Origin of the sequence: Candidatus Gromoviella agglomerans (genome assembly GCF_021065005.1) — a bacterium.
Lineage (GTDB): Bacteria > Pseudomonadota > Alphaproteobacteria > CAJXXZ01.
Genome location: NZ_CP069247.1, coordinates 258,467 through 271,934 on the forward strand (window position 1 = coordinate 258,467; position 13,468 = coordinate 271,934).

Annotated in this window: 11 protein-coding genes, 3 tRNA genes and 1 pseudogene; 8 read left to right on the forward strand and 7 right to left on the reverse strand. The window is 31.3% G+C overall.

The window, feature by feature from the left end; genetic code table 11:
* Window positions 1-67 precede the first annotated feature (67 nt).
* Both mutL and Gromo_RS01075 read left to right on the forward strand, forming a co-directional pair.
* A complete protein-coding gene (mutL, locus tag Gromo_RS01070; RefSeq protein WP_231159212.1) occupies window positions 68-1,933 on the forward strand; it encodes a DNA mismatch repair endonuclease MutL in 1,866 nt (621 codons plus the stop codon).
* A 146-nt stretch (window positions 1,934-2,079) separates the two neighbouring features.
* On the forward strand, window positions 2,080-2,871 hold the full coding sequence (locus tag Gromo_RS01075) for a biotin--[acetyl-CoA-carboxylase] ligase (protein ID WP_231159214.1): 792 nt from the start codon (window positions 2,080-2,082) through the stop codon (window positions 2,869-2,871).
* Window positions 2,872-2,874: 3 nt separating this feature from the next.
* On the opposite strand, the gene Gromo_RS01080 is transcribed toward Gromo_RS01075, so the two are convergent.
* A tRNA-Lys gene (locus Gromo_RS01080) sits at window positions 2,875-2,947 on the reverse strand.
* A 198-nt stretch (window positions 2,948-3,145) separates the two neighbouring features.
* Here Gromo_RS01080 and Gromo_RS01085 point away from each other — a divergent pair.
* Both Gromo_RS01085 and Gromo_RS01090 read left to right on the forward strand, forming a co-directional pair.
* Window positions 3,146-3,979: an acetyl-CoA carboxylase carboxyltransferase subunit beta gene (locus tag Gromo_RS01085; RefSeq protein WP_231159215.1), complete on the forward strand. Its 834-nt coding sequence runs from the start codon at window positions 3,146-3,148 to the stop codon at window positions 3,977-3,979.
* A gap of 117 nt (window positions 3,980-4,096) precedes the next feature.
* A tRNA-Arg gene (locus Gromo_RS01090) sits at window positions 4,097-4,170 on the forward strand.
* Between the two features lie 79 nt (window positions 4,171-4,249).
* Here Gromo_RS01090 and Gromo_RS01095 read toward each other — a convergent pair.
* On the reverse strand, window positions 4,250-4,882 hold the full coding sequence (locus Gromo_RS01095; RefSeq protein WP_231159217.1) for a hypothetical protein: 633 nt from the start codon (window positions 4,880-4,882) through the stop codon (window positions 4,250-4,252).
* Between the two features lie 124 nt (window positions 4,883-5,006).
* On the opposite strand from Gromo_RS01095, the gene dnaQ reads away from it, so the two are divergent.
* Entirely contained in the window at window positions 5,007-5,699 is a 693-nt protein-coding gene (dnaQ, locus tag Gromo_RS01100) for a DNA polymerase III subunit epsilon (RefSeq protein ID WP_231159219.1), read from the forward strand.
* Between the two features lie 132 nt (window positions 5,700-5,831).
* On the opposite strand, the gene Gromo_RS01105 is transcribed toward dnaQ, so the two are convergent.
* The 4 genes and pseudogenes from Gromo_RS01105 to Gromo_RS01115 form a co-directional block, all read right to left on the reverse strand.
* Window positions 5,832-6,425: a hypothetical protein gene (locus Gromo_RS01105; RefSeq protein WP_231159221.1), complete on the reverse strand. Its 594-nt coding sequence runs from the start codon at window positions 6,423-6,425 to the stop codon at window positions 5,832-5,834.
* Between the two features lie 29 nt (window positions 6,426-6,454).
* Window positions 6,455-7,918: a type VI secretion system contractile sheath large subunit gene (gene tssC, locus Gromo_RS01110; protein ID WP_420797330.1), complete on the reverse strand. Its 1,464-nt coding sequence runs from the start codon at window positions 7,916-7,918 to the stop codon at window positions 6,455-6,457.
* Window positions 7,892-8,353, reverse strand: a pseudogene (gene tssB, locus Gromo_RS02675) (type VI secretion system contractile sheath small subunit); the annotation flags it as partial. The gene tssC and the pseudogene tssB, both read right to left, overlap by 27 nt.
* A gap of 209 nt (window positions 8,354-8,562) precedes the next feature.
* Window positions 8,563-9,984 (reverse strand): Npt1/Npt2 family nucleotide transporter, encoded by a 1,422-nt coding sequence (locus tag Gromo_RS01115; protein ID WP_231159225.1) that lies wholly within the window; start codon window positions 9,982-9,984, stop codon window positions 8,563-8,565.
* Window positions 9,985-10,117: 133 nt separating this feature from the next.
* On the opposite strand from Gromo_RS01115, the gene tatC reads away from it, so the two are divergent.
* The 3 genes from tatC (at window position 10,118) to Gromo_RS01125 (ending at window position 11,803) form a co-directional block, all read left to right on the forward strand.
* Window positions 10,118-10,846: a twin-arginine translocase subunit TatC gene (tatC, locus tag Gromo_RS02680; RefSeq protein WP_420797324.1), complete on the forward strand. Its 729-nt coding sequence runs from the start codon at window positions 10,118-10,120 to the stop codon at window positions 10,844-10,846.
* A gap of 29 nt (window positions 10,847-10,875) precedes the next feature.
* Window positions 10,876-11,391: a ribonuclease H family protein gene (locus Gromo_RS01120; RefSeq protein WP_231159227.1), complete on the forward strand. Its 516-nt coding sequence runs from the start codon at window positions 10,876-10,878 to the stop codon at window positions 11,389-11,391.
* 339 nt (window positions 11,392-11,730) lie between these two features.
* Window positions 11,731-11,803, forward strand: a tRNA-Thr gene (locus Gromo_RS01125).
* A gap of 285 nt (window positions 11,804-12,088) precedes the next feature.
* On the opposite strand, the gene Gromo_RS01130 is transcribed toward Gromo_RS01125, so the two are convergent.
* Window positions 12,089-13,378 carry an APC family permease gene (locus tag Gromo_RS01130; RefSeq protein WP_231159229.1) on the reverse strand — a complete coding sequence of 430 codons (1,290 nt, stop codon included), beginning with the start codon at window positions 13,376-13,378 and terminating at the stop codon, window positions 12,089-12,091.
* Between the last annotated feature and the right edge of the window lie 90 nt (window positions 13,379-13,468).

A 13,468-nucleotide genomic window follows, 5' to 3' on the forward strand; every position in this document is an offset into this window, starting at 1 on the left:
AAAAATCATTGATCTTGAATAGATTGGAATAAATAAGTATCCTCAATAAAATTATTAGTAGTAAGTGATGTCGATTAGAAAACTACCTGATTATATAGTAAATAGAATATCAGCAGGTGAAGTTGTTGATCGACCATTATCAATAATCAGAGAGTTAATAGATAATTCAATAGACGCAAAATCAACTGATATAAAAATCATAATAAGAAATGGAGGAAAGAGCTACATATGCTTAGTAGATAACGGCATTGGCATGCATAAAAATGATCTTGAAATATGTACTGATCAGCACACTACATCAAAATTAAATCATGATGATTTATTTAAAATAAATACTCTTGGATTTAGAGGAGAAGCACTGTTTTCATTAAGTACAGTGTCAACCATTGAAATATCAACTCATTTTCAAAGAGAATCTTACTCAATCGAAGTTGAATATGGATTGAAAAAACAAATCAAATCATCAAATCTGTCACAAGGCACAAAGATAGAAGTTAGCAAACTTTTTATGAACACTCCTGCAAGGCTAAAATTCTTAAAACCAGATACAATTGAAAAAAAATTAATTGAAGATTATATAAAATCCATAGCAATACTCTATAAAGACATATCATTTACACTAATAAGCGATGAAAAAATGATATTTTCATATAAAAAATCCGAAACTATTCAAGAGAGAATTGCAGAAATATTGGGTGAAGATTTTTTACGCAACTCTGTTCTTTGCGAAGAAGAATCTGAGAGCGAAGTAGGGAAATACAAAATATCTGGTATGTGCAGTCTTCCAACTCTGCATAAGCAAAATTATTCAGGATATTACATATTCATAAACGGAAGATTGATAAGAGATAACATAATCATAAGCATAATAAATAACATATACAGAGATTACACTCCAACAGGAAGGTACCCTATTCTTGCTATATTCATAGAGATTCCAAATGAAGATATAGACATGAATGTACATCCAGCGAAATCAGAGGTCAGATTTAGAAATCAGAAATTTCTACAAAATTTTATATCTCATGCATTATCAAAGGCTATAAGTTCGAGTATGCATATGTGCAAATCTTTCGACAAACACCACTTATTCAAAACAGGAATACTCTCAACTGATTTAACAACCGGAGAGGTAATTCAAAATCATAACTTGCAATGTCAATCTCAACATAATTATAAAAATGACATCACAGAAAAATTCATATCTCACATTCAATCAGAAGAGAAAATCAACGAATTTTTCAAAAACAGCAATGGGAACGAAATAGATACATCTCATTTCAGACTAATGAAAAACTTTACGAAGTACGGTAATGAAAGTAAGAGTCATACTCTCATGGAATCTCAACTCCATCTAGCACAAAAGAAATACGAACTTGGTATTCCAATTTGTCAAATACTATCCAGCTACATAATTTGCCAAGCAGAAGATGGAATAGTTATAATCGATCAACACGCAGCACACGAAAGAATCATATACGAAAGGTTGAAGAAAAGCATTCTTGAGAGAGATAGCATACAATCTGAGAGATTATTAACTCCAATAAGCATTTCGCAAAACATCGATCCAGCAGCTATCGTAATTCTTTCAAGAATAGGTTTTGAAATGAATCAAAAAATGGACGGCATAGAAATATTATCAATTCCAAGTATTATGAAACAACTCGATATTAAACAAATAATAATAGAAAGCATAAACGAGCTTGATCAAGATCAATTATCAAGTGAATTAATGCATAAGATAGAACGAATATGCGCTTCAATCGCATGCAAAACTAGCATAAAAGCTGGAAGAAAATTATCAATGTTGGAAATGCAAAAACTCATTGAAGATATGTCAAATACTAGCAACTCAGGACAGTGCAATCACGGCAGACCCACAAACATATTAATCACATCCTGTGATATAGAGAAAATGTTTAAGAGACGTTAATCAATTCACTTTGTATAATATAAATTATCATTTAGAAATCAATAGAAATATCAGATGTAAAAATCTATACGACATAATCGTATTACATAAGAGATATTCATTTAAATCATTACTGATTATAATCAGCAAAATAACATTCAATAATGGTGAATAATAATATCATAAAATTACCAAATAATTATGAATTAATCTCAATAGAATGCACAACCAGCACGATGGATTATGCAAAAAACGTTGCAATGCAATCAGATAAATCAAAAAATACCATCGTAATTGCAGAACAACAAACTAATGGCAGAGGAAGATTTAGCAGAAATTGGGAAAGTTCTGTAGTAGGAAATTTGTATTGCTCAGTAGTAATATACCCAAATCTATGGAACATTAAAGATATCAGCAAGGTTTATGAGATGATATTTGCATTTTCTATATCCATTGCAGAAACAATAGAGGAAATATCTCTTATGGACAAAAATCAACCAATGAAATCAAATTTCGTAAAATGCAAATGGCCAAATGACATATATATCGACAATAAAAAAGCTGGAGGCATCCTGACAGAAGTCTCAAAATTGAAAAATGAGATTGATTTTATCGTAATAGGTGTAGGATTAAATATCATCAGCAACCCAAAGAACATAGAATCTACATGCTTGAAATTACATAACATAAACAGTTCTGTTGAAGAGATTCTTAACATATTCATTTATAGATTAGACACACACCTTAGACAAGATTTCTCCAAAATAAGAGAAATATGGATATCAAGAGCGTACAAATTTAAGGAAGTTATATCATTTTCATCTCCATATATAAAAAATCGCCAAGAAACATCAGATAGCAAAATTGAAGGAATATTTGAAGGCATAAATGAGAATGGAAGCATAATAATAAATATCAAAAACGAAATAATCACTGTCAATATGGGAGAAATATTATAAATGCAGGCGCACTAGGACTCGAACCTAGGACCAACTGATTAAGAGTCAGTTGCTCTACCAACTGAGCTATGCGCCCGTGCAATAACGATATCAGAGTTTATTACTAATTGAAAGATATTTATTTTTAATAAGATCTTATTTTATATGAGTAATATTGACTATAATACAAAATTCCAAGCTTAATCACGAACAGAATTTAGCATTAGCATACGAACATAGACTTGCGAATAAATTCTTTATATTTTACTCTACTGAGTAGACTCCGTTTTACTAAATGAACTCATTACCTGGAATAAACACTATTAATAGAAAAGACTTCAAAGGTGATTTATGGACTTTTTGCAAACAATGTTCAAACTTGCTATTAAAATCAGATCTTCTATCAAACAAAATGGTATGTAGCAAATGCTCATTTCACCACAAAATAGGAACATTAGAGAGAATGAGCAATATTTTTGATAACAATTCATACAAAATTATATTGAATTTAGATATAAAAGATGACCCAATAGAATTTACAGATTTATTAAGTTACAAAGATAGATTGAATCTATCTAGAAGTACAACACAACTCACTGACGCAATCACATTTGCAACTGGAAACATATGCCAGAAGTCAACAATCGTCGGTGTTATGAATTTTGATTTTATAGGAGGCTCACTTGGATTGTATGTTGGAGAATCAATAGTACAAGCATGCGAATTAGCATCTCAAACTAAACAACCAATAATAATATTCACAGCCTCAGGAGGAGCAAGAATGCAAGAAGGTATTATTTCACTGATGCAAATGCCAAGAACGTGCGTCGCAATATCTGAATTTAAGAAAAAAGGTGGGCTTTACATAGTAGTCCTTACTCATCCAACCACTGGTGGAGTATCAGCTTCATTCGCTATGCTAGGAGATATCACGTTAGCAGAACCAGGAGCTATAATAGGATTTGCAGGACAGAGAGTTGTAGAAAATATAACGGGCGAAAAAATGCCTAGTAACTTTCAGAGCTCAGAATTTCAATTTGAATGTGGATTTATCGATAAAATTGTTCATAGACATGATATGAAAAATGAAATCGGAAAATTGCTATCTATTTTAGTAAAGAATAACTAGTAACAAATCTAAACAAATAGTTAAATAACAAATCGTACAAATATGAAATAGACAAAAACCAAGGTAACGAATGTGTAAAGCCTTGAACTATTTCATATATTTGTTATGATTACATATGCGTCCTTAGCTCAGTTGGATAGAGCACAAGACTTCTAATCTTGGGGTCGCAGGTTCAAGTCCTGCAGGGCGTGTTCACTTATATCATTTTCGCAAAACTCAATGAGCACTTTCATAGAGCTTACAATAAATATCATAATCACATGAATAATCTTAAATTCGATCGATCAAAAGGATGGTGTCCGACTCACTATCGGCAATTTTGAATCTATATTTTATACTATTCAATAGATCAATTGCATTTATAATATATGGAAGGTTTTCTACTAAGATAAAACTATTAATCATATCAACCTCTCCCTCTCTAAACTTCATTTTGTGGTCAATTTTTATAATAAAATGCAAATCATTTGCTAAATCGTACTTAAAAATTTGAATTGTAGAACAGCTCATCCCTCTTTTTAGAAGAAACAAAAAAATGAGAAGTATTGCCTTATATATAACAAACTCATCTCGCGAAGTATCTGCAAGAAACTTTTTCTCTAACATTGTATGATACTTCAACGATAATTCATCTTGCAAATGGAATGATTCAAACTGAATTTTAATATTAAAAACTGATAGATAATTTGAAATTATAACTTGAAAATTAGATAAATCATCAAAAGATAATGCTTTGTAGTATTCAACTTGCTTCTTCATAATCTCAAAAGTATCAATCAACATGTGCATAAGGTCATTTGTAGAATCATCATTTAACAATTCAATTGCCATATAAGCTTTTGATAAATTTGAAGAGAAATCGTGCAATATGTTGCCAATTAATTTTGAAGAAATCGAATTCATCGCTCAGTTTATGAGAATCAAAATGATTATTGTCCTTTTTCTATTAATTTTCATTATATTTCGTAAGAAATGCAATGAAATTATAGTAGTATGATACAATATTTAAGTTTTTTAAGAAATTTTAATGAGCAGGCAAGTAGTACTTGACACTGAAACAACAGGCCTTAGTCCATCAAATGGAGATAGAATAATAGAAATAGGCTGCGTAGAAGTGATAAATTTTGTTCCAACGAGCAAGCACTATCATACATATATTAACCCGATGAAAACTGTATCTGAAAAAGCATTTGAAATTCATGGTTTGTCCAACGATTTTCTAGCAAAATTTCCAAAATTTGAAGAGATTTGCCAAGATTTCCTTGATTTTGTTGGATCAAGTGATATTATTGCACACAACGCGCAATTTGATATAAATTTTATTAATAATGAGTTAAAATTAATTAATAAATCTCCATTAAATAATAAAGTCATCGACACATTAGATATAGCAAGACAAAAATTTCCAGGTAGTAAGCTAAATTTAGATGCGTTATGCACAAGATTTTTGATCAACAACTCCTCTCGAGAAAAACATGGAGCACTCATTGACGCACAATTGCTGTCAAGCGTATACCTTGAACTAAACGGAGGTAGACAGCAAGAAATGTTTGCAAATTGCAATTCAGAACAAGAGTCAATATTATCAGCAGAAGAGATTGCTTCTTATACAATTTCAGAAATAAAAATCACCAAAAATGAAGAATTTGAGCACATGCAAATGCTCGAAAAAATTCAAAACCCTTTGTGGATGAGAAAAAATAAAATAACAAATGAGTAGAATTCACCAAATATTAATATTTTTAGTAAAAGTAATATAAAGAATGTCTCACTCATTAATATTGATCAAGCATGATAAATCATACATTTAACATCACTAGCATAAATAATTCATATATAATATGCAATTCGATCATCCTCCAATCAATTCTGATACACCTGAAGTAAAATCAAACCTATAAGCCTCTTGGCCAGATGCCTCATTATCATTCTTGTATCTGAAGAAGTGTGTTTCGTAAGCATATGTAGCAAATTCAATTCCACAATAATATTGCTGATCATATAATTGGAGAGATTTCACTCCAACTATAAAACCACGACCTCTTATGCTATCCATCTTTTTCTGTGATCCTTCAAGAACCAAAATACGAGCATATTCAATCTGAATCTCTTTACCTTGAAATAACTTATATGATAAATCACCAGAACGTCCACCTTTCATCATAATCAAAAAGTAAGGAATACTAGCATTACCAACAACGTTCGTCCATGGACCAAAATCAGGAGCATGCTCTCTATACATTCCTTGTTCAAATGCATAAACTGAAGAATAATCTTTGTAATCCTCAATATTTGTTTGCTGCTCAGTAATTAATATATTATCTTTATCCATAAGCTTAACGAGCATAATTTCCTGATTTGTATTTTTTCCATCATATAAAACCTGAATCCATTTATCAAAAAAGATATCTAGTCTAGAGTGTTCTCCTGATTTTATTTTTAACATTTTTACCTCCTAAAGTATTATTAAAAAGCTCAGACTGGTAATTTAGCAACCAATCGCATTGAGACCGTCAAATCTTCCATTTGAAAATGAGGTCGTAAGAAGAAAATAGCTCGATACTCACCAGGAGAGGCTGGATTTTCTTTGATATCCACACGGGCTTCTCGCAATGGGTACTTGGCTTTTATTTCTTGAGATGCAGTATCGTTAAGCAAAACATAATTCGCGATCCATGTCTGCAAGAAAATTCTCACACTTTCTCTACTAGAGAAACTGCCGATTTTATCTCTCATCATGACTTTAACATAATGCGCAAATCTCGAAACATTCAATAAATAAGGCAATCTAGCAGAAAGTGCTGAATTTGCATTTGCAAATGAGTCGTAATAACCTTTTGGCTTTTGAGCTGTTTGCGATCCAAAAAACACAGCCATATCTGTACCTTTTTTGTAGCAGAGAGGCAAAAACCCAAGATCACTTAATTCTTTTTCTCTACGATCTGTTATGCAGACTTCTGTGGGACATTTTATAATCTTGTCTCCATCTGCAGTTTTATAAGTATAAGTTGGAAGATTTTCAACTGCTCCTCCGCCTTCAAATCCTCTAATAGCAGCTGTCCACCCATACAAAGTAAAGGCTTCACCTATTCTCTGAGCAAGGCAAAATGAAGCATTTGTCCAGCAAAAATCATCGTCATTGTCTCCATTCACATTTTCCACGTAATTAAACTCTTCAACTATAGATGATGATGGTCCATATACATTTCTTATTAACACTCTTGGTAATACTAAAGTCACATAACGGGAATCTTCAGTTTGTCTAAACCCATTCCATTTTGCAAAATCAGAACTATCAAAGAGTTTTTGCAAATCTCTTGGCATAGATATATCACGAAAGCGCTCTAATCCAAACATTTTTGGACTTGTTCCAGTTATAAAAGGAACATGAGCTGCAGCTGCAACTCCAGATACCTTGCGCAATAACTCAATATCTTGACCAGACAAACCAAAATCATATATTCCAATCAAGCATGAGTATGGGACTCCACCAAGTGTACCGTATTCTTCTTCATAAACTTTTTTAAAGATCTGACTTTGATCAAACTCAACTGATTTTTCAAGATCTCTCAATAATTCAGTTTTGGATATGTTCAAAATTTTGATTTTCAAATTCGACCCAATAGATGTATTTGAAACAAAATAGTAAAGACCTCGCAAAGCACCTTCAAACTTCAAGAATTCAGGATTATGAATTATCTTATCCATCTGTTTTGAAAGAAGATCATCAATTTTATTGATAATTCCACTCATATATAAATATGGATCTTTAATGTCAATAGATGCAGTATCTTTAGATAAGAAATCATTAAATGTAGTGAGTATTTTCTGCATATACTGAAAAGATTCATCATTCTCATTGATATTGAGCTTTACTAGCACTTCATCAATACTAGCAAGTCTCTTTTGTGGAAGAGCATCTCTCAAAATTTCATCCAAGATCTGATTACTATCTATCTTAGACATAAGATCACGAATATGAATTCTGTAATCATACATCTCTTTCAATTCTGGGACTACGAGTAAAATTGATGAAGGATGCAAAGCATCAATTGATTTGAAAGAGAGATCAATTTTTATTGTTCCAGTTCCAGAAATAACATTATCAACGCTAAAACGAAGGAATGGATTATACGAAGCGATCACTTCACTAAAATTATCACCATCAATTTCTACAAATTTCCTATCTTTTAAAGGAATTTTTTCTTGATTTTGCGCAGACATATCAGCAAGCACACCAAATACAAAAGGTAATTCCTTTTTTTCTATGGCATTTCCTGATTCAACATCATACGTTATCTTCACTCTTGGAGGTCTTACTACAGACAACTTGCGCTGAGTACTTATCGACATAGGTATGTAACAAATAAACATAATGATATTTAATATTCTTTAGTTTAAAAAACTGTAAATTGATATTTAAATTTACAATATTATTCGATACAAAATTTCTCAAAGATAATATAAAATTCATAATTACTTTTAATAAAAGTATAATCAGATTATAAATACAACGATTTTATTGATATATAATAAATATCATTCTATTAATCGATTGGAAAGAGTGAAGATAGCAAAAATTACTACTCATTCTCATTAGTTTTTAACAAATAACCCTTGATCTTAAAAATAGATCTTATCCACACAAAATTTAACAAAGCAACAATAAGGAAAATAGCATCAAAACTCGCCAAAAATGAACCAAAACCTATAAATTCAATCAACAACAACTGGACCCATGAAGATGCAGATTTACCAAATCTGAAACAAAAAACATCAACAGCAGCTTTACCAGTTACTCTAGCATCTTCATTTAAAGGAATGTACATTCTTTCTCTCGTTGGATCAAAAATAGACAACTTCATCGCCTTCATCATCATGTTATGTATTGCTCCAAATAATATGACAACAAGAGGAATTGATATTATCAACTCATCAACCAAAAATGAAGCAAAGAACAAACTGCTAACGATAGCGGCAACAATAGGTGTTATTTGAGCACAAAAATATATGCCAAACTTCTTCACTAGTACATTAACAAACAATAATGAGACAAATAATGAAGACAAACCCGTCGATGAAGATACTATTCCAAGTACAGACTGATACTCTTTTTCATCAATAGTTGCCTCCTTGAGATAGGATTTCCACCCAACTTCAACCATATTCATGCAAAATGCAAAGCAAACTGTAATTGACGCAATCGCACGTAGAATCAAATTCGACCAAATTTGCTTCAAACTCTGCAAAAACGACATAGCTACGAAATCTTCTTTTTTCCTTTGCTCTCCATCATTTTGATAAGTATCATAAGTCTTTATAAAGGAATAAATAGCCAACCCACATGAAATACAAAATATAACCAAAATAGATTGAGTCGACACAATAAAGGATAAATCAAGAAATTTGCTACAGAGAAAACTGACAACCATTCCACCAACAATTAAACCAGCATGACCAGCCATCGGAATAATTCCGTAAAATCTTTCGGCCTCGTTAATTTTTGTAATATGATTAGCAAATCCCCAAAATGACACCAACAGAACCATTGTACTCCAAAGTTCAGTCACAACAAAAAACAAACTATCAACCCAATGAGCACAAACATTAAACAGCGCTAACCTCTTTGGACCCAATAAATGTTTCAATCTCAATATTGAATCATCGAGATAAAAACATGCCTTAAATGGAATAATAAAGCAACAATAAACAGCGTAAAATATCACAAAAAAGTATATAACAGAGCAAAAAAGGGCTCTTCTAGACAAAATCTTGCTCAATTTATGATACAAAAAAGTAGCAATTACAGATAAAACAATAACAGGTCCACCTTTCAAAACAGGAATAGCTTCAACTCCACAAGAAGACACAATCAGCGTATCCTTAACAGTCTGAATAATCGCAAAATTAAAGGTTACGAGAAACTTCACCCATAAAAGAGAAAGCAACTTTCTATCGCAAAGAACCGGAGAATACTTACGAAAAAAAGATATCAAAAACCCCAAAACATCGACTAAAAAATACCTCTATTATGATACATAAAAAAGAATGTATCGCAATATGAAAAATTGCACAAAATCAAAAAAAAATTGGTAATATTGCAATATAAAATATAATAGAAAAAAATGCATAAATTAAATGTACTTCTTGATACCTCACATCAAAGAGATAAGAAAACGAGTAATATTATGCTTGATACACTTCTCAATATTTAGCTCAATCGGATACTATTTTTCTCAAGACATAATAAAAATTATTGTTTTCCCATTACAAACAAGCAAAATAGTCTTCACATCATTGCCAGAAGGATTCATCATACATATAAAAATTGCAATATATTTTGGAGCTCTCGCATCTTGCCCGTTTTCAATTTATCACATATGGAAATTCATATCGATCGGCTTATTAAAAAATGAGAAACGCATAGCAAAATATTGCTGTATTTTCGCACCAATACTATTCTTATGCGGTGTGTTATTTGCATATTGGATATCTCAAACAACTTGGCACTTTCTATCATCATTTCAGTTTCACTCTGAGAATTTCGATTTAATATTTCTGCCAAAATTAAGTGAATATTTTAACACTATGAAGAACTTTTTGATATTTTTTGGTATAAGCTTTCAAACTCCACTGATATTGTTTGTATTAATGGATATGAGATTTGTTTCTGTATTTCAAATGAAAAAATTTCGAAGATTTTTTATCATGATTACAACTATATTTTCAGCAATATTTGCACCGCCTGACATAATTAGCGCATTAATAATGATCGTAATATCGCAGATATCATACGAAATTGTAGTGCTGATATTTTCATGTAAACGTAAAATGCAATCAACGTTGCATAATATAAAGAACAAATGATATCATTAAAGATTCATTAGTTTACCAAGATGATAATTTACACGGATGGAGCATGCAGATTCAATCCAGGACCTGGAGCTTGGGCTTGTGTAGCTATTTTTATACCACCAACCTCTTGGGAATCACTCAAAATAGATATTCCAGATATCTCGCATAACAAGCATATATTAAATGAGTCAGATGTAACATATGAAATTGGAGGAAAAAATAAAGATACAACAAACAACAAAATGGAAATGACAGCTGTCATCAGGGCTCTGAATTTTTATGAAATCATGAGAAATCATTTTAAATACACAGAAGAAATAACTATTATTACTGACAGTATGTACGTGAAGGATGGAATTGAAAAATGGATAACAAATTGGCAAAAAAATAATTGGATTACAAGTCAAAAAACACCAGTCAAAAACTACGATTTGTGGCAAGAAATATTACGATATAAGCAGATTTATAGCATTAAATGGGAATGGACGAAAGGTCATTCAGGTAATAAATATAACGATCTGGCGGACAAAATCGCAAGAAATCTCATCTCAAAATAATACTTCACTCCAAAATATCTTATAATACTTTTCGCATTCATCTGAAAATCAACAAAACCTTTGCTTTAATTAGACAAAACCTAAATCTTGTATTAGCAAATACTTATTTTTCAATACAACAAATATAACTTCATTTAGCTTAAAAAATAACAAAATTGATGCAATTATAAAACGAAAGTCAATTAAAATTTATACTTTAATCAATTGAGATTTCTTTCACAAACATTCTTCATAAATAATTTATCACTCACATCGATGCAAGCATTAATGCTTCATATTAGGCATATCCTTCAACTCATTATTTATTTTTCTGACATAAAAGTGTACAATTCACACATTGCCGTGGTAGCTCAGTAGGCAGAGCGACTGTTTCGTAATCAGTAGGCCAGGTGTTCGATTCACCTTCACGGCATTCATAATTTTTTGAAAAACACGGGATTTATCATACAATCTAGCAATTATTCAAAAAGTAACAAATATTTTGATCAACTGCATGATCTTTAATACAAAAGGAGGGTTCAAAAAACACACATTAGTTATCAAGAGACAAACAACTTTACCGAATCGACAAAAAACAAATCATTTATATTAAATGATATCTTAATTATATCATAAAAATAAATCATTCAACTCCATTCAACCTTTTCTTACAAAGAAATTTTTTCAACAACACAAAGAAAAAAAATACACATCTCAATCACCCAAAACTCATGTTTTTTCTCTTAAACACTAGTAAAAACACTCCTGTCAAAGGAATAACCATAACTTGAAGCAGAATTTTCCATCCTACAACGAAAAATATCCACATACAAAACATAATAGATAATAAAGAAACAATAAGATATTTAGCTCGAAATATTTTGATAAATGCTAAAACACACACAAAATATATTACAAAGAATGCAGAAGATGAAAAATCCGCCAGAGCCGTTACTCTAGACAAAAATACCTTATCTGATGCAACATACAAGAAGGGTATTTGCGCTAAATTTGACATTATTATAGCAAAATAAGGAGCTCCATAACGATTCCGTATTCCAAACATTCTCGGAAAGAGATTACTTTCTGATGCACCTAAAGCAATTTGCCCACTCACAATTGTCCAAGTATTAAAAGATGTCACGCAAACAGGAACAATCAAAAAAGGAATCCATTTTGCTAAATTATCAGACATATTAAAAATAAGATTCAATAGACTCACATAAGGAGTAGGCAAATTTTGCAACTCACTTCCAAAAACTCCATAAAGAACGAAACAACTAACAAAGTAGATCATACAAACTAAAATTTGACCTATGACTAGTGCTCTAAACACATCCTTTTTAACATCTTTAACCTCACCAGCAGGAGTGGTTCCACTTTCGACACCCAAAAAAGCCCACAAAGTCGCAATCGCACCTCCAGAGAACGACTCAAGAACTCCACTACAATCGTTATTTTTTACAACATAATTCTCAAAATCAACATAAAACCAACCTAATGTACATACTAATACAATTGGAAAAAATTTCATAAATGAAAGCACAGTATTTTGTATACTTGATGTGTGAACTCCAAATAAATTAGTGATTGTGATGCATAACAAAATCGATACTTGAATCAAAAACTCATCAAAATTGGAGAAATTAAAAATATTTTCAAGAGATCCAGTCACTAAAAATAGTAAAACACAACTAGAAAGCCATGAAATCACCCAATAAGACCAAGCACTAAAAAAACCAACAACCTTTCCAAATGCCTCAACGATATATACGTGAGGACCTCCATTTTGAGGAAATTTAACGCATAAAATGCCAAACATAATGGCCAAAATAATAGATCCTAATCCAGTATAAAACCAACTAAACAAGCCAAACAAACCAAACTTAGCTATAACGCTAGGAATAAAAAATGATCCAGAACCAAGCTGACTGCTTAAAACGATAGGTAACAATGCCCAAAATCCTATCTTTCTATTTATAGACATTCCACTTAGTCCATAACTCATACATATGGTAACTCAAAATGCGAAAAGCGTAAAGCTCATATAAAACATCTATGCTAAAACAAAAAAATATACAATACACAATCACTTTAG